The organism is Brassicibacter mesophilus (genome assembly GCF_050433385.1).
Lineage (GTDB): Bacteria > Bacillota > Clostridia > Tissierellales > Proteiniboraceae > Brassicibacter > Brassicibacter mesophilus.
In genome coordinates, this window is the sequence record NZ_JBNPXI010000015.1 from 1 (window position 1) to 23708 (window position 23708).

General features: G+C 31.6%; 20 protein-coding genes and 1 CRISPR repeat array. Of the genes, 14 read left to right on the forward strand and 6 right to left on the reverse strand.

From position 1 onward, the window contains the following. The first annotated feature begins 169 nt into the window (after positions 1-169). Positions 170-861: direct repeats of the CRISPR family, unit length 30 nt; unit sequence CTTTTAATAGAACTACAGTAGAATGTAAAG. Between the two features lie 476 nt (positions 862-1337). From HNR33_RS14785 to HNR33_RS14800, 4 genes are all read right to left on the reverse strand, one after another. Beyond that, positions 1338-2213 (reverse strand): MetQ/NlpA family ABC transporter substrate-binding protein, encoded by an 876-nt coding sequence (locus HNR33_RS14785; protein WP_429084715.1) that lies wholly within the window; start codon positions 2211-2213, stop codon positions 1338-1340. A gap of 85 nt (positions 2214-2298) precedes the next feature. Beyond that, on the reverse strand, positions 2299-3099 hold the full coding sequence (locus HNR33_RS14790) for a DUF169 domain-containing protein (protein ID WP_429084717.1): 801 nt from the start codon (positions 3097-3099) through the stop codon (positions 2299-2301). A 14-nt stretch (positions 3100-3113) separates the two neighbouring features. Further along, positions 3114-3785 (reverse strand): methionine ABC transporter permease, encoded by a 672-nt coding sequence (locus HNR33_RS14795; protein WP_429084719.1) that lies wholly within the window; start codon positions 3783-3785, stop codon positions 3114-3116. Further along, positions 3785-4771, reverse strand: coding sequence for a methionine ABC transporter ATP-binding protein (locus HNR33_RS14800; RefSeq protein WP_429084721.1), 987 nt, complete (start codon positions 4769-4771; stop codon positions 3785-3787). The genes HNR33_RS14795 and HNR33_RS14800 overlap by 1 nt, the downstream gene beginning before the upstream one ends. A 303-nt stretch (positions 4772-5074) precedes the next feature. On the opposite strand from HNR33_RS14800, the gene HNR33_RS14805 reads away from it, so the two are divergent. Beyond that, a complete protein-coding gene (locus tag HNR33_RS14805; protein WP_429084723.1) occupies positions 5075-5218 on the forward strand; it encodes a hypothetical protein in 144 nt (47 codons plus the stop codon). 405 nt (positions 5219-5623) lie between these two features. Then, positions 5624-6280, forward strand: coding sequence for a tocopherol cyclase family protein (locus HNR33_RS14810; protein ID WP_429084725.1), 657 nt, complete (start codon positions 5624-5626; stop codon positions 6278-6280). 268 nt (positions 6281-6548) lie between these two features. Here HNR33_RS14810 and HNR33_RS14815 read toward each other — a convergent pair whose 3' ends face one another. Further along, complete coding sequence (locus HNR33_RS14815) at positions 6549-7136, reverse strand: DUF1836 domain-containing protein (RefSeq protein ID WP_429084727.1); 588 nt, start codon at positions 7134-7136, stop codon at positions 6549-6551. Positions 7137-7343: 207 nt separating this feature from the next. On the opposite strand from HNR33_RS14815, the gene HNR33_RS14820 reads away from it, so the two are divergent. The 5 genes from HNR33_RS14820 (at position 7344) to HNR33_RS14840 (ending at position 13112) form a co-directional block, all read left to right on the forward strand. After that, positions 7344-8180, forward strand: a complete 837-nt coding sequence (locus tag HNR33_RS14820) for a DegV family protein (RefSeq protein WP_429084729.1) — start codon at positions 7344-7346, stop codon at positions 8178-8180. Positions 8181-8303: 123 nt separating this feature from the next. Further along, the gene (locus tag HNR33_RS14825) at positions 8304-9809 is read left to right on the forward strand and encodes an ATP-binding protein (RefSeq protein ID WP_429084882.1); all 1506 of its coding nucleotides are present in this window, start codon (positions 8304-8306) and stop codon (positions 9807-9809) included. A 1-nt stretch (position 9810) separates the two neighbouring features. Beyond that, positions 9811-10506 carry a response regulator gene (locus tag HNR33_RS14830; protein WP_429084731.1) on the forward strand — a complete coding sequence of 232 codons (696 nt, stop codon included), beginning with the start codon at positions 9811-9813 and terminating at the stop codon, positions 10504-10506. Between the two features lie 116 nt (positions 10507-10622). Then, complete coding sequence (locus HNR33_RS14835; protein WP_429084733.1) at positions 10623-11795, forward strand: NAD(P)-dependent malic enzyme; 1173 nt, start codon at positions 10623-10625, stop codon at positions 11793-11795. Positions 11796-11819: 24 nt separating this feature from the next. Further along, entirely contained in the window at positions 11820-13112 is a 1293-nt protein-coding gene (locus HNR33_RS14840) for a 2-hydroxycarboxylate transporter family protein (protein WP_429084735.1), read from the forward strand. A 42-nt stretch (positions 13113-13154) separates the two neighbouring features. On the opposite strand, the gene HNR33_RS14845 is transcribed toward HNR33_RS14840, so the two are convergent. Beyond that, on the reverse strand, positions 13155-15254 hold the full coding sequence (locus HNR33_RS14845) for an ATP-dependent helicase (protein WP_429084737.1): 2100 nt from the start codon (positions 15252-15254) through the stop codon (positions 13155-13157). Between the two features lie 208 nt (positions 15255-15462). Between HNR33_RS14845 and HNR33_RS14850 the strand changes: the two genes are divergently transcribed. From HNR33_RS14850 to HNR33_RS14880, 7 genes are all read left to right on the forward strand, one after another. Beyond that, complete coding sequence (locus HNR33_RS14850) at positions 15463-16368, forward strand: ABC transporter permease (RefSeq protein ID WP_429084739.1); 906 nt, start codon at positions 15463-15465, stop codon at positions 16366-16368. Between the two features lie 14 nt (positions 16369-16382). Next, on the forward strand, positions 16383-17363 hold the full coding sequence (locus HNR33_RS14855) for an ABC transporter ATP-binding protein (RefSeq protein ID WP_429084741.1): 981 nt from the start codon (positions 16383-16385) through the stop codon (positions 17361-17363). After that, a complete protein-coding gene (locus HNR33_RS14860) occupies positions 17363-18352 on the forward strand; it encodes an ABC transporter ATP-binding protein (RefSeq protein WP_429084743.1) in 990 nt (329 codons plus the stop codon). The genes HNR33_RS14855 and HNR33_RS14860 overlap by 1 nt, the downstream gene beginning before the upstream one ends. After that, complete coding sequence (locus tag HNR33_RS14865; RefSeq protein WP_429084745.1) at positions 18349-20766, forward strand: M28 family peptidase; 2418 nt, start codon at positions 18349-18351, stop codon at positions 20764-20766. The genes HNR33_RS14860 and HNR33_RS14865 overlap by 4 nt, the downstream gene beginning before the upstream one ends. Positions 20767-20800: 34 nt before the next feature. Further along, positions 20801-21205, forward strand: coding sequence for a hypothetical protein (locus tag HNR33_RS14870; protein WP_429084747.1), 405 nt, complete (start codon positions 20801-20803; stop codon positions 21203-21205). A 121-nt stretch (positions 21206-21326) separates the two neighbouring features. Then, the gene (locus HNR33_RS14875) at positions 21327-22661 is read left to right on the forward strand and encodes a PhoH family protein (protein WP_429084748.1); all 1335 of its coding nucleotides are present in this window, start codon (positions 21327-21329) and stop codon (positions 22659-22661) included. 112 nt (positions 22662-22773) lie between these two features. Further along, positions 22774-23616 carry an alpha/beta hydrolase gene (locus HNR33_RS14880; RefSeq protein WP_429084751.1) on the forward strand — a complete coding sequence of 281 codons (843 nt, stop codon included), beginning with the start codon at positions 22774-22776 and terminating at the stop codon, positions 23614-23616. The last annotated feature ends 92 nt before the right edge of the window (positions 23617-23708 follow it).

Sequence of the window (23708 nt, forward strand, 5' to 3'; positions counted from 1 at the left end):
TCCAATTTTAAGACTAATCCGAAAGTACTGGATCTTATGCTACCATGGGATTCATTAATTCAAAAAACATGCAAAGCAGACTAAAATCAAGCTAAGGGAGATGGAACTATCATCTCCCTTAAATTATACAACCCATTAGTAATTGATCCAATACATCAATTATTGATCGCTTACAATAGAACTACAGTAGAATGTAAAGAATGCATTTAAATATGAAATGCGATTAATAAATGAACTTTTAATAGAACTACAGTAGAATGTAAAGATAATAATTTTTAAGATAATTTAGTTTATGATTATACTTTTAATAGAACTACAGTAGAATGTAAAGTAATATGATTGTACCTTAAAATATAAAAATGCCTACTTTTAATAGAACTACAGTAGAATGTAAAGACTTTATTTCTTGCTATAGATAAAGATAAGTATTTGCTTTTAATAGAACTACAGTAGAATGTAAAGACTATAACAGTCAATATTCCCATAAACGAAATTATAACTTTTAATAGAACTACAGTAGAATGTAAAGGAGGTTATAGTGGAAACGGTTTATATAGATACTACAGCTTTTAATAGAACTACAGTAGAATGTAAAGTTGGCGATAGAATAGAAATAAATGTAAATGTAAAGACTTTTAATAGAACTACAGTAGAATGTAAAGTCTTGATATTCATTACCAACAGTGTACTCAGCAGCAACTTTTAATAGAACTACAGTAGAATGTAAATTGCAGTAGGTGTCATCCCCCACAATAAGGAGGAAAGCTTTAATAGAACTACAGTAGAATGTAAATACGGTAATTTTCGACTGCTTCTTCTTTTTTTTGACATGCTTTAATAGAACTACAGTAGAATGTAAATCCCAATGCTAAGGGGCAAGTTAACGTAGAGATGGAGCTTTAATAGAACTACAGTAGAATAGATGAGCTATATCTAGTTTAACGGACAATAGAAATATTAGACAATAAACCTAGAAAAGATACATCCAGTATCAGCAAGACGAGCTTTACGACTGAATATAAAAAAAGAATAACTAAACTTATAACTGAAAATGGTAAAAAGCTAGTAAAGTAACAAGAAATATTGAATTAGTGAAACAAGTAAAAGAAAGTGAAATAAACAGTACATTGAAGATGATAACAATACTTTTATGGAAAAATGGAAACTAAGATCTAATTTCGGGTGGTTTTTAGAGTATGAGATACAATACTATATGAAAGCATAATAAATAGAAAAGTCAGTATTTCTTATATTGAAATACTGACTTATTAATACTATTTTTTATACGCAATAGTAAGCCTTCTAATCAAGGTATGAGAATATAGAATTTACTTGTCCTAATTTTCCATTTCGGAAAATAACATATAAGCACCTTGGAAAATATCATTAAAGCGTTTAGCATATTCTTCAGTAGCTGTTACCTTCATAACTGCCTGTGCCCATTCAGAATTCTCGTTACCCTTAAGTACACATAGACCAGTTGGAAAATCAACATATCTATCATCTTGTACTAGGTAAGAAAAAGCATCGATTCCTGCATTTTTCATAACGCTAGAAAATGAAATTGTTGCATCAGCATCTTTATAAGATGCAGCAGTTGCTGTAGTTTCAACTTCTAAAATTTTAATATTTTTAAGGTTCTCTTCAATATCAAGCACGCTGTAGAAGTTTCCGCTTTTTTCTCCTAATTTAATAAATCCAACTTTTTCAAGTAATTTTAATGAACGTTCCATGTTGCTTGGGTCGTCAGATATAGTTATAGTAGCCCCATCTGGTATTTCTTCAACAGAACTATATTTTGATGAATAAAGTCCAAACAAAGAAGCATATTTAAAAGGTTCTACAAGAACAATTTCACTATTATTCTGCTCGTTAAATGTATTTATCCATGGTAAATGATTCAGAATTAAGCTATCAATGTTACCATCTTTTAATGCAATGGCAGGAAGATTATTTCCATCAAAAACCATCACTTTTACATCGTATCCTTCTGGTTTAAGCATATCTGCAATAGTTTGAACTGCACCTTCATTCAGTGGCATACAGCCAATTGTAAATTCCTTTTTTGTATTCTCTGTATTAGCAGAATTTGTTTTCTGTGCTTGTTCGTCTGATGGTTTTTGCTCAGTTGGCTTTGAAGCACATCCAAACAGCAATGTGGATAGAAGTACTGCTACTAACATCAGTGAAATAGTTTTTTTAATATTTTTCATTTGATTAAACCTCCTAATTTATATTGATAAAATCTATACACTATGGTACAAATAGTATCTTCCTTTATTCTGATACCTAGCTAGTTTATTTTACCAGACCGCCTTTGTAGACATTATCATCATAGTTATGATTAAAAAGTATGTTCAGTTCATTCGATATACCCGCTTCATTCAACTTTTGTTCAATAAGTTTTTTTTCTGGATTTCTTTCGAGTGGATTTACTGTATTTTTAATTCCATCAACCACTTGTGGTAACAGATGGAATGGCATACCTATTGCCATTTCGTCTTTTTTCCATCCAGCAAGCATTCTAGTACCTGAGCACATTAATGAAAAATTAAGCTGATCGGTCTCATAAGGAAAAGAAGTACATTCTTGACAAATCGCCTGCATGCCTGCTAATTTAATTGTCGTAACATGGCCATTGTTATATGCATATCCTTGAGCTACTCTCATAGCATTAAATGGGTTAGAGACAATAATTACTACATCTGGGTTTTCTTCAAAAGCTTCTAGTGGCATAATGGCAATTCCAAATGTTCTATGTTCACAATAAATCATATTTTTAGATACTTTATGCGCGATGCACAGGTCTCTATAAGTTGCTTGTCCTAGTCTCCTTTTACCTGATACAACTTCTTGAGACACATCTTGAAAACCAAGTGCCATACTAGCTCCAGGACAGGCTTGATGTCCAGCATGAGCTTTTTGGCAAATACCATCTCCTGCTCTTCTAACCATTGTACAGTAAGACATACGATTTGTATTCTCATGTGCTGGGAAAGCTACATATTCCTCTTTGGTAAGTAAAAATTTTATTCCTACTGCTTTTCTTTTAAGATCAAGCAACACATCTAACCATTGCGAAGTCTGTTTTAAATCCATTAGCATAACCTTCCTTACTGAAATTTTTTATACAGCCAGTCACCAATAAACTGAACTAAGTTAACCATAATAAACAATACTAGTACTGCCATGTATAGTACTATATTATTAAAGCTTTGATAACCATATGTAAGTGAAACAGCTCCTAATCCTCCACCACCTACTGCTCCAGCGATAGTGGTGGCTGCTATATATGTAACAGTTGCAATTGTTATTACAGAAATTATTGATGGTATAGATTCTTTTATAATAACCCTAAACATGATTTGCATATTAGTTGCGCCAAATGAACGAGCAGCTTCTATTAATTGTTTGTCAACTTTTATAAAATTACTTTCGAGTAAACGAGCAATAAAAGCTGTCGCAGCAATTGATAATGGTAAGATTACTGCTTTTTCGCCTATTGTAGTGCCAATAATCAAACGTGTAAGCGGTGAAATTGCGACTATAAGAATTAATATTGGAAACGAGCGAATAGTATTAATCAAGAAACTCATAACTTGGTAAAGACTTTTTTTATGTTTCAATCCATTCGGGCCATACATTGTAAGTAAAATTGCCAGAATAAAGCCGCATATAGATCCAATAATCATTGTACCTGCAACCATTCGAAGAGTAACAAAGATCGAAGGAAAAACTAATTTTTTACCATAAAAAATGCATTGATCGAGAAAAGTACCATTCATCAAATTTCCTCCTTTAAAGGTATACCGACTATTTCACGCCATAAAACATGATTTTTTTCTAGGAAATCTATTACTTTTTTAGTGTCTTTTTCGGAAATATTTATTATAATCGAGCTTACTGAATTTCCTTTAAAGCTTTCCATATCTCCACCTATAATAGAAAAATCTATATTTAGTTCTCTTGCTAAACGTGTAATAATCGGGTTATTACTATTTTTTCTTGAAAATAATATTTCTATAGCTTTACCTGTTTTAGGAGTAGCAATTTCGTTATCACCAAGAAGGTTTATTAGTGCTTCAGGGCGATTCATAAAAATGTTTTCAACTGTTCCAATTGCATTAACTGAGCCATCTTCAATAATAGCAATTTCTTCACAAACGTTTCTTAATACAGACATTTCATGAGTTACTACAACTACTGTTATTCCTAACTTCTTATTTATTTCTAATAGCAGAGTCAGTATAGCTTGTGTACTTTTTGGGTCTAAAGCAGATGTAGCTTCATCACATAATAAAATCTTAGGCTCCAGTGTTAATGCACGAGCAATAGCAACACGCTGTTTCTGCCCACCTGAAAGTTCCCTTGCTTTGCTGTGAATTTTTTCTGGAATCCCGATTATTTCTAAAAGTTCTTTAACTTTATTATCAATTATTTTTTTATCATAGTGCCAACATTTCATTGGTAGGGCAATATTTTCATATACTGATACTCTATTGAGTAGTGAAAAGTTTTGAAATATCATGCCTATATCTTTTCGAAATAATCTCAACTGCTCTTCCGAAAGTGAATTGACTTCTGTTCCACCTACTTTTAAGGAACCACCGTTATACTTTTCTAAACCATTTATGCAACGTAATAATGTGGATTTTCCAGTTCCACTCCGTCCTGCGATACCAAAAATCGTTCCTTTTTTGATATGCATATTTATATTTTTAAGTACTTCAAGGTTATTATAAGATTTCTTTAATTCTTCAATTAAGATCATATATGCCTCCACGAATCCCTGCTTTTTTAAAAACTTTATATAGGTTATCATGGAAGATTAAAGAAATCAAATAGAAAGAATCTATTAAATTTCTGCGATCCATTAATTTTTTTTATGAAGAAATTAAATAGCTTAGCAAAGAAGCTCCATATCATGTTTGGTAGGCTGAAGCTTAATATGAATTTTAAGATTATAGCTAAACTTATTACAATATTGTTATAAATTTCACATATTTACATATGGACATTATAATGTATAATGAAGATATAGATAAATTTTTAACAAACCGAGGGGGTATAATTAATGAAAAAGGTAAATAATATTGGTGTTAAAAATTGTACGGCATTTTGTCCATGGTGTGGAGCAGATTTATACTATTTAGATGGCCAATGTCATTGTAAAAACAATGAATGTGAATGGACATGTGAAAGCTGCGAAAACCATTAAATATGAATTGTTATAACTCTTTTTGTCAAGAATACTATGTATAACTAGTAAAAGACAAGGGAGAGAATTGTTCTGCTAAGCCAAATAAGAAATCCAGACTTATATCATGGAAATGGAAAGAAGAAAAATTTTTTTGAAGGCTGGTATTTCAAGCTAGTCGACGAGAAAAATGATGAAGTATTATCAATTATTCCAGGCATATTCAAAGGAAGTACAAAAGAATGTTCTCATAGCTTTGTTCAAATACTCGACGGAAAAAACGCAAGCTATAGATATATAAAGTTTGATAAAAATGCTTTTACTGCAAATCCAACCAAATTTCATATTTCAGTAGATAAAAGCAATTTTAGCTTAGACGGTATATGCATAGATATCGAAAGAGAGGGCATCTTCATAAAAGGCGAAGTGAGATTCGATAACATATTCAAATGGCCAGATACATATGTAAATCCAGGCAGTATGGGTTTCTATAATTATCTATTATTCATGCAATGTTATAGTCAGGTATGCGCTTTGGATATGATAGTTAATGGGAAAATAGTATTAAATGATCGTGAAATTATATTTAATAATGGTAAAGGATACATAGAAAAAAATTGGGGTAAAGCTTTTCCATTTTCTTGGATATGGACACAGGCTAACTGCTTTGGTAATACAACTGCTTCATTAAGTGTTTCCATAGGTCATATTCCATTTATAACAGGAAGCTTTAGAGGATTTTTAATAGGTTTAATGGTAGAGCAAAAATTCTATACTTTTACTACAATCAATAAAAGTAAAATAGATATAGTTCGAAAAGAGCTAGATGTTTATATAAATGTAAATAATTCAGAGTACATATTAGATATAGATATAATTACTGAAAAAGATAAATTCATGTTATGTATGGGACCTAGAGATAATGAGATGATTCCATTAGTTGAAGAAAATCTTAAAGCACAAGTTAGTATAATTTTGAAGGAAAAAATGACAGGCAAGGTTATCTTTTCTGGAACTAGCCCTAGCAGTGGAGTAGAGTATGGTGGAGACCAGATGCTTATTATGAATAAAACGATTCAATAATTTTTATTTAATACATAATTTTCAAAACTATGGCAAAAATATTATCAATAACAAGAGAAAGGAGATTATGTATGGATAAAAATAATAACAATAAAAACAACAATAAGAACAAAAATAACAACAAACTAAATAACAATAATAACAACAATAAAAACAACAAAAACAATAACAAAGAATTTTAATTAACTCCTAGTTCCAAGAAAATAGTTATTTGGCACAGCCATTAGAGTTATGCAATTAAACCACACTTATGTGTGGTTTTTCTTTTTTATTTAAAAAAATTATCTATTATCTTTTCTGCTAATCTTTTTTGTGCATTAGCCTGGCTTATTAATGCTAATACTAATAATAGAAGTTCAGTCATATCACGATTATTTCCTTTGACTTGTGGAAGCTTTTCTTTTATTATACTTAGTCGTTCTTCAAAGCTTTTATTAAAAGTATCAAGCTCTGATTTTTTAATTTCAAGAAAAACATTATAAATATCTTCAACAGAAATATTTTTATCATTATTAGAGGATATATCTTTAAGAAGTGGAGTAAACAGCGATTTTATATCATTAATAGAAATAATCTGTTTTAGATAATAAATAAGTACAAGCAAAATCATATGCTGTTTATTGTATTTCTTGCTTTTAGGGGGCATGAGGATTTTATCTTTTGTATAATTGTTTATCATTGTTTTAGTAAGTATGGTATCTTTTTCATCTCTTTTTAGATGACCTAGTTTATCATCAAAAAAAGTAGTGACTTGATCCATATATAGATCAATACATGGTATGTCAGAGATACCTATTTCGTCGAATAAAGACACGTCTTCTATTAATTGATTCAGTATTTTTTCATCTATTTGCATCAAAATCACCTCATATGTATTTTATCATAAAGAAAATTGCTATGCATATGAATTATATCACATTATTGTTGACATTAAAATAATAATATTATAATATGTAGTTATTAAAACTACATATTATAATATACATATTGTAAAAAAATGCATTATTAGAAAATAGTGGTATTTTGAAATTGTTTTAAATAATCACCTGAGAGGAGTATAAATATGAATTTTAAGATTGTTGCTGATAGTTGCTGTGATTTAAGCGATGAATTAAAGAAACGGATGAATGTTGATTTAGTTCCTTTGACCATACAGGCAGGAAATAAAGCATACAAGGACGATGAAAGCCTAGATATTAAAGAGTTATTAAAGGCTATGAAAAGTAGCGAAGACGCACCTAAGACAGCATGTCCTTCTCCTAATGACTTTATTAATGCATACAAGGGTGTTGAAAATATCTTTGCTGTTACTCTATCTTCAGCATTAAGTGGTACATATAATAGTGCCGTATTAGCAAAAAATATATTATTTGAGGAAGTAGGTAATAAATTTATACATGTGTTTGATTCTTTAAGTGCTTCTGTTGGAGAAACACTTGTTAGCATGAAGGTTTTTGAACTTGCCAAAAACGGTCATGATAATACTCAAGTTGTCACTAAAGTTAATGAATATATTAAAGATATGAAAACCTTTTTCGTGCTAGAGTCACTTGATAATCTTATTAAAGCAGGCAGAATAAGTACATTAAAGGGTAAAATAGCTTCTTTATTATCCATAAAACCTATTATGAAAGGTACCGAAAAAGGTGAAATTGGTTTAGTTGAGCGAGTAAGAGGATCAAAAAAGGCGTTTAGCCGATTGGTTGAAGTAATTGGTGAACATGGAGAAATGCTTGAGGATAAGATACTAGGAATAGCTCATTGTAATTGTCTAGATAAGGCACTTAAATTCAAAGAAGAAGCGCTTAAAAGATATAATTTTAAAGATATAATAATTGTTGAAACAGCTGGAATTAGTACAGTTTACGCAAATGATGGAGGGCTGATTATAGCATTTTAGAATAAATGAATGATTCATAAAGACGTTAGATAAGGTGAAATTATGAAGAGAGCGCGTTTAAAATTACAAAGCAAAATTATGCTGTTGTTTATTATTATACTGTTTTTGTCTGTTTTCACTATAATGATATTCATATCGAAATGGTCTATTTATAATACAAGACAAAAGGCTGAAACAAATGTAATGAATATTGCTCATATAGTTGCAAATTCACCTAGTATTGCTAATGCACTTAGCCAGGGAGATCCTGAAAAAATCATTCAACCATATGTAAAAACAGCACTAAATTCAATAAAAGATATAGATATTGTTGTAGTTGCAGATATGAACGGGATTCGCTATGCACATCCTAATGAAAATCGTATTGGAGAACGTTTTGTTGGTGGAGATGATAAAAGGGTCATAGATAAAGGTGAAACTTATATTTCTGAAGCGAAGGGGACCCTTGGAACATCAATAAGGGCTTTTGTTCCAATTCATGAAAATGGTACTCAAATTGGTTTTGTTATGGCGGGCTCTTTAGTAAAAGGAGTAATTGCAGAAGAAAAAAGGGCAGTAATGAAGGTTATGTATTATGCTTTGACGGGATTGCTACTAGGAATTATTGGAGCATTGATATTAGCACAAAACGTAAAGAGAAGTCTATTTGGTTTGGAGCCCTACCAGATTGCTCAGCTTTATACGGAAAAGGAAGGTATGCTTCAAGCAGTTCACGAGGGTATAATAGCTATTGATACTGAGCAAAATGTTACTATGGTCAATGATTCTGCAATCAAAATTCTTAAAATTAAGTATAAAAACGTGATTGGACGAAAGGTACTAGAGGTTTTTCCAACAAGTAGGCTTCCTGAGGTGATGGAAGCAGGGAAAAGTGAATTTAATAGAGAGCAAATTATTAATGATACAGTTATCCTTACTAACAGGGTTCCAATCATACATGAAGGGAAAATTATAGGGGCTATGGCTACCTTTAGTGATAAAACTAAAGTTACAAGACTTGCTGAAGAGATCACTGGAGTTAATCAGATAGTAGATGCACTTAGAGCTAATACTCATGAATTTATGAATAAGCTTCATGTTATATTAGGCTTGATACAGATTGGTGAATTAGAGCAAGCTAAAAAATATATAATTAATGTCAGAGAACAGCAGCAGCTTATAACTAGTATAGTTATGAATAAAATAAAAGATTCAATGGTTGCAGGGTTGTTGCTTGGCAAGTTCAGTAGGGCAAAAGAATTAGGCATCAAGCTGGAGATCGATGAAGATACTTATCTTGAAAAATCACTTAAAATTGATAGTAATACTATAGTTACAATTGTAGGTAATTTCATCGAGAATGCCATGGAAGCGGTTGTTCAAGATGATAAAATAGAAAAAAAGGTCATTATCAGGATACAGGATTATGATGATAGACTCGAGATAGAAGTTAGTGATAGTGGTATTGGAATAGAGGAGGAAAATCTAAATAAAATATTTATTAGAGGGTTTAGTACAAAATCTAAAGAAGGTGGCATAGGCTTATCATTAATTAAGGATAAAATAGATAATTTAGGTGGAAAGATTAAGGTTTCCTCTGTAGTTGGGAAAGGAACAACGATTCTAGCAATTATTCCGAAGGAGGAATAATATGGTCAAAGTTTTGATTGTAGAAGATGATCCAATGGTAGCCCAAATAAATAAAAAATATATTGAGAGCATTGAGGGATTTGAGGTAATCAATGTTATACCAAATGGTGATGAAGCTTTGAAATTTTTAGAAAGAACTAAGGTTGACTTGGTAATATTAGACATATATATTTATAAGCTTGACGGTATAACTGTTTTAAAAAAAATGAGACAAAAGCATATTATGAGTGATGTTATATTAGTAACTGCAGCGAAAGATGCTGACAAAATTGATGATGCATTAAAGCTAGGAGCTGTAGATTATTTAGTCAAACCATTTGAATATGAAAGACTTAAAAAATCACTGGAGGATTACCTGTTGAGAACTAGGGTTCTGAAATATGGGAGCTTAATTGATCAGAAGGATATTGATCAGATCATGATGAGGTGCACTTTTAGCCTTGATGATAGACTTCCTAAAGGACTGAATAAAAACACTTTGGAGAGAATTATCAGATATCTTGAAAATAGCGACGATAGATTGCTAACCAGTGATGAAATCTCTGATAAGTTAGGAGTCACTAAGGTTACAATCAGGAGGTATTTAGATTATCTTGAGAGAATAGGAACTGTAAAGCTTATAATTGAGTACGGTGCGATAGGGAGACCATCCCATCGTTATCAATATTTAAGTTGTAGAAAAAACAATAATGAATGATAAAAAAATAGCAAAATATTTTTTAATTATTAAATGTTTAGATTACTTTCTAAACATTTTTTTATTGTCTTTGTGCAAGTATAATTATGATAAATAAACGCAGAAGGGAGATAAATATGAACTATTCAGAATTAAGCTTAAGATTGCATGAACAGAAAAAAGGAAAGATAGAAGTAGTATCAAAGGTTGAAGTAAAAACAAAGGATGATTTGAGCACAGCATATACTCCAGGTGTTGCTGAACCTTGTAGAGAAATACACAAAAACAAAGAAAACGTTTACAAATATACATCTAAAGGAAACTTAGTTGCTGTAGTTAGTGATGGAACAGCGGTATTAGGATTAGGGGATATTGGACCAGAGGCTGCTATGCCTGTAATGGAAGGAAAAGCAATTCTCTTCAAAGAATTTGGTGACGTTGATGCTTTTCCGATATGCTTAGATACTAAGGATGTCAATGAAATTGTTGAAACAGTTAAAAGACTAGCACCTACATTCGGTGGAATCAATCTTGAAGATATTTCTGCTCCAAGATGTATTGAAATAGAGAACCGTTTAAAGAAAGAGCTAGACATACCTGTGTTCCATGACGATCAGCACGGAACTGCTATAGTTGTATGTGCTGGACTTATAAACGCACTAAAGATAACTGATAAAAAAATGGGAAATATTCGTATTGTAGTTAATGGAGCAGGTGCAGCTGGCAGTGCAATTGTGAAAATGCTGTTTAACATGGGGGCAAAAGATATCCTAATATGTGATCGCGAAGGAATTTTATCAAAAGATATGCCTCATAGTAATCAAGCAAAAGCAGAATTGGCTGAAATAACAAATAAAGAAATGAAAAAAGGAACATTAAGAGAAGCCATGGAACATTCAGATGTGTTTATAGGCGTTTCTGCTGGAAACGTTGTAGATGAGGATATGGTTCGGAGTATGAACAAGGACGCTATTATATTTGCTATGGCTAATCCAACTCCAGAAATTATGCCTGACTTAGCTTTAAACGCTGGAGCAAGAGTTGTTGGCACAGGTAGATCTGATTTCTCAAATCAAATTAATAATGTTTTAGCTTTTCCTGGAATATTTAGAGGAGCACTTGATGTAAGAGCAAGGGATATAAATGAAGAAATGAAGGTTGCTGCAGCTTACGCTATTGCAAATATTGTTGATGAGTCAGAGCTTAGTGAAGAATATATTATTCCTAATGCATTCGACGAAAGAGTATCAGTTGAGGTTGCGAATGCAGTCGCAAAAGCAGCAAAGGACTCAGGAGTTGCAAGAATATAGAGTAAAAAAATGAGGAGGTAACTTATGAATGATCAAACTTTAAAATCAAGCAATAAGTATCAAATCATGGGAATTTCTATTGGTATGTTTGCATTGATAGCTATAGTGGTATTTGCAGCAACGTTTCTAGGAGTATTGCCGAAAGGAATGATAGGTGCTTTTCCTTTAATGATAGTTTTAGGTGCAGTTCTTAATGAGATAGGAAACAAGCTTCCGATAGTTAAGGATTATTTAGGTGGTGGACCTATTATTGTAATTTTTGGATCAGCTGCGCTTATTGCATATGGAGTTCTTCCAGAGTCTTCAGCAGAAATTATGAAGAGCTTCATGAAAGGTGAGGGCTTCCTAGATTTCTATATAGCAGCATTGATAACTGGTAGTATACTTGGCATGGACAGAAATCTTTTAATTAAAGCTGCTGTAAGATATTTACCTGTAATAATAGGAGGAGTTACAGTTTCATTTGGTCTGACTGCATTAGTTGGACTAGCTATGGGCTATGGAGCAAAGGAAGCAGTGCTTTATATAGCCTTACCAATTATGGGAGGAGGAATGGGTGCAGGAGCTGTGCCATTGTCACAAATGTTCGGTTCAGCTTTAAATGTTGATCCTGCTAGTGTTCTATCAAAAATGGTTCCAGCACTTGCACTAGGTAATGCTATTTCGATTGTATTTGCTGGATTATTAGATAGATACGGTAAAAATAAGTCCAATTTATCAGGTAATGGAAAATTAATGAAAAGTCAAATGAATGAACCAGATGGAAAAGAAAAGAATGTGTCTATTGATTATAAAATAATGGGAATGGGCTTGCTAATTTCTACAACGTTTTTCGTATTTGGTAGTTTATTAGGGAATTATATACCTCTTCATTCTTATGCACTTATGATAATATCTGTAGCTGTGGTTAAAGCATTAGGACTTCTTCCTAAAAAGTATGAAGTTGGTGCTTTCCAATGGTTTAGATTTGTAATGACTAACTTAACTCCAGCATTGCTTGTAGGAATAGGTGTAGCTTATACTGACCTTAAGCAAGTAATTGCATCTTTATCTATCACTTATTTGATATTGGTTGGGGTTACGGTTATAGGAGCTATAATAGGTTCTGGTTTTGTAGGAAAGCTTCTAGGGTTCTATCCTATTGAGGCAGCAATAACAGGTGGACTATGTATGGCAAACATGGGAGGAACAGGAGATGTTGCAGTACTATCATCAGCAAATAGAATGAATCTCATGCCATTTGCTCAGATTTCATCTCGTATTGGTGGAGCATTCATGTTAATACTTGCAACTGCATTATTACAGATTTTTTCCTAACGATAGATTATATAATAAAAGCTACTGCCATGGCAGTAGCTTTTATATGACTTGAAGGAGGTTTTTTTCATAGCATAGATTTAAAGATAGTTGCTTTATTCCAGCATTATCAAAAGCAATTAAAATAGAGTTGTCTTCGATAGCTCTGATTTTACCTTTTCCAAACTTTTTATGTATTACCTCTGCCCCGGCTTTATATTTTTGTTTTGCAGCAGCTTCATTAGTAGGGGCAATAATTCTTTCAAGTTCGCTAACAAATCTAGAGTTAAAAACTTTCTCACCATTTTTATTGTTTAGCGTTATTATATCAAGCACCTCTTTAGCCCTAGTCATGCCCACATAGAAAAGTCTTCTCTCTTCTTCCATAGCTTTCTTGTTACCACACTCAAATAGTTCTATACTACCTGTAGAAGGAAATTCTCCATCTACAAGATCTACCATATACACATTATTAAACTCTAATCCTTTTGCAGAGTGTATAGTAGATAAGACAACTGCATTTTTATTCTTGTTAAACTTGGCTTTCTCAATTTCATTTTGAATGCCGTCAAGTTTGGCTATAAATCCTATTATAGAGTTAGTGTTTCTAGCCATAATTTTAAGACATGATAATATAGACTTAATATTTTCGTAAGAGTATCCAAAGTTTTTAGAATTATCTTGTAAGTATTTTGTATATTCTAACTCATACTCAATAAATGTTATTGCCTCATAAGGTTTCTTTTTTGCAAGAACTTTAAAGTCATGCTTAAGTCGCTTAATATTTTCAATCTGAAAACTACGAAAGTCAGGAAAACTAATTAGCCTATCAAAAACTGATTTCGAATCGCTTTCTGTCATTATGTACTTTATTGAAGCTTTTGAAATATATCCTTTCATCTTAAAATATATCTTTTCAAATGATGATATATTACAGTTATCCAAAGCAAGATTAAAGAAACATAGTATATCCTGAACTACCCAATGTTTAAAGAAATGAAGTTTTGTATCTCTCATGTAAAACGGAATGTTGTTTTTAGTCAGGTTTTCAATCAGACCTATAGATGATATGTTGTTTCTATACAGTATGGCAGTGTCTGAAAAAACTGTTTTTTGCTTGAGTTCTTTTATTATATAGTCGTACTGACTATCTTCATCTTTTACTTTAACAATAGTAACGGGTCTTTTATTTGGACTATTTGTAAAAAGCTGCTTTTTGTATCTGGATATATTTTGCATAATGAATTGATTACTGACAGTTACTATGTTATTAGTTGATCGAAAGTTTTCTTCCATAAAAAATATTTTAGCGTTTTTATATGTATCCTTAAAGTTTAGTAATGATTCGGGCGAAGCTCCTCTAAATCCATAGATGCTTTGGTCATCATCAGCTACAACAAAAAGATTATTGTTAGGATGTGCGAGAAGCCTTATGATTTCGTTTTGAATATTAGAGGTATCCTGTCCCTCATCAACTTGAATATATTTATATCTATTACGATATTTGTTAAGTATCATGGGATTATTTCTTAATATTTCTAGAGATAGAGTGAGCATATCGTCGAAATCTATGTAATTATTATTTCTTTTATATGCTTCATACATAGTGAATATATCATCAAATCTTTTGACTTGGAAGCTATCGTATGACTCGGAGTCGTTAACATCTAGCATCATGTTTTTTACATAACCGATAGTATTTATCAGTTCCTCAAGTTTATCATCATTTATGTATGATTTATTAACTTTATAGTATATTTCCTTTAACACCTGAATTTTATTTACAGCTGAATTATCACCTTCAATTAATGTATATCTAGTTCTAGTATTTGCAGCATAATCTCTTAATAAAAAGTATGCAAAGCTGTGTATTGTAGAAAAAGAAGCATTTTGCTCTGACATTCCAGCAAAAATTGAGTTAAATCTTTCCTTCATATCTTTAGCCGATGCTTTACTAAATGTTATTGAAAGTATATTTTCAGGGTTTACCCTGGAATTCATTATAAGATTTGCTGTTCTAGAGATTAGAACAGTTGTTTTACCTGCGCCAGGGACAGCTAATATGACTGCTGGACCATCTTTATGCAATACAGCTGATTGCTGCTGTTCGTTTAGGTTTATATTATATTTCTTCTTTAGTATGTCAAAAAAATTGTTACTCAAAATGGAACCTCCTAACTAATACATGCTTAAAGCTATTTTATCATATTTGGTAGACAAGTTGTAATATTACGAAATATTAATAAATTTGCGAAAAAAACGTAATAAAAAAAGGGAATATTCATTATTTTCAAGAAATAAAGAGTGATATATAATTCAGAACAATCTGAAAAAAACCAGCAGTATATTGAAAGGAGTGTATAAGCTGTATATGAATAAAAGATTAATCAATAAAGTTATTTTAGCAATTATATTTGTATTTTTATTAGTTACTTTTATTATTTTTCTTATAAAGCTGCCAAATGATTTAATAGTTCGATTTGATAAAGAGAATATGAGTATTAACTCAAATGTTTCACTTATTTACATGAAAGATCAGATAGTAGAGTATTATAAATCACTTCTCAGTGGTAGTTTAGGATATGGAGAAGGTGGGATTCCTGTCTCAAAGTACATTAGCGAAGGCTTTTTTAGATCGCTTATATTGTTATTAGGTGCAATTGTTATTTCTATAACTTTTGGAATCATAAAAGGTATATTTGACAGTAGAAAAGATAACCAATCTAGCTCAACATTCAGATTAGTAACAACTATTATAGGTCTATCTATGCCTGATGTTTTTGTGATCATATTAATTCAGGCTTTTGTAGTATGGTTATATAAACACGGTATAAAATTCTTCCCTGTAGCAGGATATGAAACTGCCAGACATGCAATTTTGCCTATGATTTCTTTATCTATTATTCCTACAATGTATATTGCTAGAATCACTTCTTTTTCAATAGATAGTATTTATAATAGCGAATATATAAGGACTGTTGTTGGGAAAGGTGCATCTAGAGCTAGAGTGATATGGATCCACGTATTGAGGAATGCAATAGTAGAAATAATGGGTTCTTTTTCATCTGTTGCTTCAATGTTGATATCTAGCTTAGTTATAGTTGAATATTTCTTTTATTATCCCGGATTGACATTGACTATGTACAATAGCTATTTAGCAGGTGAGACAGATGTAGTAATCGGTGTAGCTCTAGTAATTGGAATTATTTACTTAATTCTTGATTTACTCTTTAAAGGACTGAGATATTCATTAAATCCTAAAGCAGAAAGAAGATAGCAGGAGGTATTGGAGTGAGTGAAAAACTATTAGATATTATTGATCTTAATACATATTTTACAATTGAAGATAAAACTATATATGCAGTTAATGGAGTGAGCTTCGATATAAGGAAAAAAGAGGTAGTGGCTCTAATAGGTGAATCTGGAAGTGGAAAGAGCGTTACTGCGTTATCAGTAATGGGACTTATTCCTCAACCGCCAGGGAAAATAAAGTCTGGTAAAATAATGTTTGAAGGAAAAGACTTATTAAAAATGACAGAAAAAGAGTTAAGACATATCAGAGGAAATCAGATCTCTATGGTATATCAAGAACCAATGAACTCGCTTAACCCTAGACTTACCATAGGATATCAGCTTAAAGAATGCTTGACCATTCATAAAATTGTTTCAGGAAAAGAAGCAAGGGACAGAGCAATAGAGCTATTAAAGAAGGTTGAAATTCCTGAACCTGAACAGAGATACAATGCTTATCCTCATGAACTAAGTGGAGGAATGAGGCAAAGAGTTATGATTGCGATGGCACTTATGTGTAATCCTAAGCTGCTAATAGCAGATGAGCCGACTACTGCACTCGATGTTACTATTCAAGCAGAAGTTTTAGATTTGATAAAGAGGTTAAAGGACGAATATGAAACATCTGTCCTTCTGATAACTCATGACTTAGGGGTAGTAACTGAAATGGCAGATAGAATAGTTGTAATGTATGCTGGAAAAATCAGAGAGATAGCTTCAGCAAGAGAGTTATACTTTAACCCACAGCATCCTTATACAGTTGGACTTATGAAGTGCATTCCAAGAATGAATGAAGTAAAAAGCAAGCTATATACTATTGAAGGAAGTGTGCCTGACCTATCATCTGAAGCAGATGGATGTGAATTTTATCCACGATGTGATAAGAGGCTTGGTATATGTGAAAAAAATAGACCTGAATTAATTAAAATAAGTGATAACCATTCTGTAAGATGTTGGAGACATAGCGAGGTGGTGAAATGATGGAAAAAAGAATACCACTTATAGAAGTGAAAAATCTGACCAAATATTTTTCAATAGAAAAAGGTGTTTTTTTTAATAAGAGCAATATTATAAAAGCAGTAGATGGAGTTTCTTTCAGTATCTTTGAGGGAGAGACATTTGGACTTGTTGGTGAAAGTGGATGTGGCAAAAGTACTACTGGCAAATTAATATTAAGGCTATTATCTGCTACAAATGGAGAAGTTCTCTTAGATGGCGTTAATATTCAGAAATATAGCGATAAGGAATTTAGGAAACTAAGAAAGGATTTACAGATAATATTTCAAGATTCTTCTTGCGCACTAGATCCTAAAATGACTATACAAGATATTTTAGCCGAGTCCCTTATTATACATAAAATTGTGTCTAGATTTGAGGTATCTAAAGAGGTAAACAGGTTGCTTGAGCTTGTTGGGTTATCAAAATTCGCAGCTAGAAAGTTTCCACATGAGTTTAGTGGAGGACAGAAACAAAGGATAGGTATCGCTAAAGCAATTGCTACCAGACCTAAATTTATATTATGTGATGAGCCTGTATCAGCTCTTGATGTTTCGATTCAATCACAGATATTAAATTTAATGGAAGATCTACAGAAGGAGTTTAATCTAACATATTTGTTTATAGCACATGGTCTTAATGTTGTTAAGCATGTGTCAGATAGAGTTGGCGTAATGTATTTAGGAAAAATAGTTGAAATAGGTGATGTTGATAGTATATACAACCGCCCTGAACACCCATATTCAAGAGCTTTGATTTCAGCGTTTCCAGATCCAAATCCAGATGCGAATAGAGAAAGAATTATTCTAAAAGGAGAAGTTCCTAGTCCAATAAATAGACCTTCTGGTTGTGCATTCCATCCAAGGTGTCCAAATTGTAAGGACGTGTGTAAAATTAACGAACCAGAGTTGGTCGAAGTTTCTCCTGGACACTATGTATCTTGCCTTTTATGTAGAAAGGAGGAGCTCCAATGAAACGCCTTAATTATCCATTGATATTTGGCACGATAATTGTAATATTTGTTCTTTCATTAGTTATATTTGAAGAACAGATTATTAAACTTGATCCCTATGGAGTTGATTTAGGAAAGCCAACCTATAAAGATGGTGTCATGACAATTAAGACTCCTCCTCAACCTCCAAGTGAATCGCACTTATTTGGGACTGATATACTTGGAAGAGATATATTTAGTCAGATTGTTGCTGGTGCTAGTATAACTCTGAAGATAGCACTTTTGATTACAGCTTTCAGATTTTTAGTAGCCTTGCCTTTAGCCTTTTTTGCTGGTTTTGGAGGGAAAATTAGCAATGTCATCATACGGTTTTTTTCAACTGTATTCAGTACAATACCTGCTTTGATAATAAGTATAATAATTCTTAATTTTAGGCAATTAAGAATGCTTGAATTGTCGGAATCCATTATAGCTTTTGCTATAGTACTTACATTTGTAGGATGGGGTAGACTTGCAAGTATTTTAAAAGACAGGATTAAAGATATTTTAAGTCAGGATTTTATACAGGGTGAAATAGCAATAGGAAAGAGCAAATTTCTTATAGCGGTACAAAATGTAATGCCGCACCTTACCGCATCTATTATTGTATATGCGTTTTTAGAGATGAGTAAGGCACTTCTTATGTTGGCAGAACTAGGGGTTTTTGAAGTTTATGTGGGGAAGAATAAGCACGATATGGAGACCATTAGATTATTAAAACTAGCCATATTACCTAGCTATAATCCAGAATGGGGAGGCATGCTTGCTTCAGCTAGGTATGCAATAACTGCTATGAAACCATGGGTTGCACTATTTCCTGCTGCAGCTTTTCTTATAAGTATTACTGGATTTAACCTTTTAGGTGAAGGACTGCAATATGAGATTAGTAAAAGAGATTCAATGGTTATTACTTGGATTAAGAGATGTGCATTCCATTTATCACCAAAAACATATATTTATGAAATGAAGAATTTCAAAAAACGTAAGAATTCTGCTATTATAAAAACACTTGTTATTTTATTAATTATAGTTGTTCCACTTATTCCACCACCTAAGAGTCCATATGAGCTAGAAGCAGAATCAATATTTGCCCACGTTGATGAGTTTTCATCAGATAAATATTCTGGAAGACTAGTTTCAACACAAGGTAGAGATGAAGCTGCAAATTATATCGAAAGTAAATTAAAGGAATATAATTTAAAACCTCTATATAATGAGGGCTATATAGATGAATATGATATAGGATCACCTTTAGGAACTATTAATGATCAAAATATTATAGTGACAGATAAATCAGAAGAAGAGTTATTTAGATTTGAATATAAAGAGGATTTTAATAGTAATCAGATACTTTTTGAACCAACAGGTGTTTTAACTAATTATAAAAATTACAATGTACTTAATGAAATATCAGGTGAAATATTGACATTAGCTCAATATGAAAGTAAAGAATTTGATACTAATAAAAAATATTTTGCAGTGCTTAATATTGAAGACAGCCAGGAGTTTAATAAAAAAGTATATGAACTAGGTAATCAATACTTTATACAAGGAATTATAATCTCAGTTACTGATAATCAAAGCTTTGAGTATAAGGTTTTACCAGAGCTGTTGAATGTGGAACTAAATAATGATGTCAAGAAACGATGGGGTGCAAAGCCTTATATTATTAATGCAACAAAGGATGTAACTGATAGAATGATAGAAAGTGTGGGTAAAAATATTACTCTTAAAATAGATGCAGAAATTGTTGGAGATATAACAGGTAAAAATATAGGTGCTATTATTGAAGGTAATGACAGTGAAAATCCAATAGTACTAGTAACCAACTATGACTATTTGGGATTTGATAAAGGTGGGAAATACAAAGGAATATATGAAAATGGGAGTTCTATTGCGTCTATATTAGAAATAGCAAAAAAACTTTCTGAACATGGGGAAAAACCTGAAAAAACAATTGTTTTTGCGTTTATAGACTCGTCAAAATTAAAATCTAAAGGTGCAAGTATATTTTCATTAAATAAATTAATGGATAGAAATACATTTTATTTTTATCTAAACTACTTTGGTTTAAGTACTAAAGATGATAATATATATATAGATACATCACTTATAACTTCTAGTACTAAAGAAGCATATAGTTATGTGAAATATGTTAAGGATAGAAGTGATGAATTAGGTATGAATATTTTCAATGATCAACTAACTGTTAATAATGATGATGTAAGTAAATTTAAGATAGATGGAGCTTCAGGAATATTAATTGATGGAATTAGATTAGAACAAACGTATCAATATTCAGGTATGAGGCAGGATCAGATTGTACAGATAGATAAGCAAAAACTAAAGAAACAGGCTCAGCTTATTATAGATACAATAGTGTATATTGCATATTAGTATTGATTAAACCAGATATGAAAGGTGGCTAAAAATGAAGGAATTCAAGGTAAACAAAAACATATCTTATGCTTTAGTCTTTTATATTTTCGCATGGCTTTTTTTTACTGCAGGTTCAGTTTTCAATCTATCAAAAGGAAACGTTTCTATGTGGCTTTTGTTATTAGTATTAGGAATCCTATTTATTTTTATTTGTACTGTTAATATAGCTATTTATCCTAAAATAGTCTATGCTGATAAACAAAACATCTCATTAGTTATGTTCTATAGTAAAAAGAAAAAAACCATACCTAAGGATAAAATTGTCACAGATCATCAAAAAGGAATTTATATTCTAAGATATCAAACAGAAAAGAATATAAAAAAGAGTTATTATATAAGAGAAAGAAATATTCCGGAAGAGCTTAAAAGAATTTTATCAAAAATGGCTGGGAAATAGAATTTTAAAAATTTACATAATGATAATATTTTAATAACTTTTAAATGCTAGTATAATACTAGCAATTTTTTTTTGGTTTTAGAATATTATTTATTAACATCAATTATTGGGAGGCGTAACTTTGAAAAAAATATTTGTATTGGATACAAGTGTTTTGTTAGAGGATCCTAGTTCAATATTTTCATTTGAAAATAATGATGTAATAATTCCAACAGTAGTATTAGAGGAAATCGACGGTAAAAAGAGATTAGGAGATGAGTTAGGAAGAAATGCTAGACGTGTTTCAAGAATTCTAGATAAATTAAGAGAAACAGGTAAACTGCAAGAAGGTGTCAAGCTTGAAAGTGGAGGGAGTCTGAGAATTGAGCTCAATCATAAGCATATAGAGAGTGTAAAAGAATTCTTTAGTGAAATAACAAATGATAATAGGATACTAGCAGTTGCACTTAATCTTCAGAAAGAAGAATATGAGAATAATTCTGGAGCCCAGGTTATATTAGTTAGTAGAGATGTACTAGTAAGAGTAAAAGCTGATGCATTAGGAATTTTAGCTCAGGATTATCTTAAAGGAAAGATAGTTCAGCTAGATGATATGTACCTAGGCTATCAGATGGTAGCTACTAGACCAGAAGTTATTGATGAAATATATGCAAATGGATACCTAGATTCAATTAACAACAAAATACCAAATATATATTTTTATCCTAATCAATTTTTTATTTTGAAGGACGAATATGGGTCATCTAAGTCTGCCATTGTTATATATAATAATGATAAAAATGAATTAGAGTTGCTTAAATTCAGTGAAAGAGATGCATGGGGAATAAGAGCAAGGAATGCCCAACAAAAGATGGCTTTGGAGTTATTGTTAAACGATGAGGTACCACTAGTTACTCTTACTGGAAGAGCAGGCACTGGGAAGACACTCTTGGCTCTTGCTTCAGGACTTCTTAAAACCGAGGAGCTTGGTTTGTATAAAAAGCTGTTAGTGGCAAGACCAGTAGTTCCAATGGGTAAAGAAATAGGATTTTTACCAGGAGACAAGGATGATAAGCTTAGACCTTGGATTCAACCAATTTATGATAATCTAGACTATATTTTTGGCACATATAAGAAGGGAAACGTTCAGGATATATTGATAGGACTAAAAAAAGTAGAGGTTGAAGCATTGACATTTATTAGAGGGAGAAGTATACCAAACCAATTTATTATTATCGATGAGGCTCAAAACTTAACTAAACATGAAGTAAAAACTATTGTATCTAGAGTTGGAGAAGGAAGTAAGATAGTATTAGTTGGCGACCCTGAGCAGATTGACCATCCTTATTTAGATTCTACTAGCAATGGATTAACGTATCTTGTTGAAAAGTTTAAAAGTTACAAAGAAGCAGGTCATGTAAACCTAGTGAAGGGAGAACGATCAAGACTTGCACAATTAGCAGCAGATATTTTATAAAGAATGAGAATAATGTTGAAATTAATAAAATTCTTTATTTTTATAACTAAATTGCTATATAATTGTATTATATAGCAATTTAGTTATATTTTATGATGAAAGGGGGGGGATGATGCTAAGTGTTGAAGCTATAAAAGGTGAAATAATGGCTTATGATGGTACTGCTATATATTATGAGAAAGATATACCTGAACAAGCAAAGGCAATTGTAATAATAGTCCATGGCTTCGCAGAACATCTTGGTAGGTATGAATATTTTAAAGACAAGTTAAATGATCTTGGATATGGCGTGTATAGATTCGATAATAGGGGGCATGGAAGATCTGGAGGTAAAAAGGGACATCTTCAGGACTTTAATTATTTTATAACTGATGCAGACGCTATTGTTGAAATGGCTAAAAATGAAAATCCATCAGTTCCCATTTTTATGTTTGGGCATAGCATGGGTGGATTCATTACATCAGCGTATGGTATTAGATATAAAGAAAAGCTAAGAGGACAGATATTATCAGGTGCCGCTACGATGAAACCACCTCAAGTTGCAGGCGTGAAAAGTAATTTATTTAGGGTGCTAAATAAAATAGTACCAAGAATAAAAGTGAAAAATTCACTTGATAATATGATTTGTCATAACCAAGATGTTGTCAAGGCATATAAGGAAGACCCACTAAACCTAAAATATGCAACACTAAAGTTTTATGTTGAATTCTTAGTTAAAGGGATAGAGTGGCTAAACAAAAACATGAGTGAGTATAATTATCCTTGCTTAATTCTTCATGGAGCCAATGACAAAATTGTATCAAAGCAAGCTTCCGAAAATTTCTATAATGTTATCAAGTCAGATGATAAGAAAATTATAATATATGAATCATTATATCATGAAATTATAAACGAGGATAAAAAAGACGATATTGTTGAAGATATACATATTTGGATGGAAGAAAGGATTAGCTAAGTCTTTGTTCTGATAAATAATGTCGTAAATTAACAAAAAACATTATACGTTTTATAGAAAATGTGATAGAATTAATAGGGGAAAATTAAATC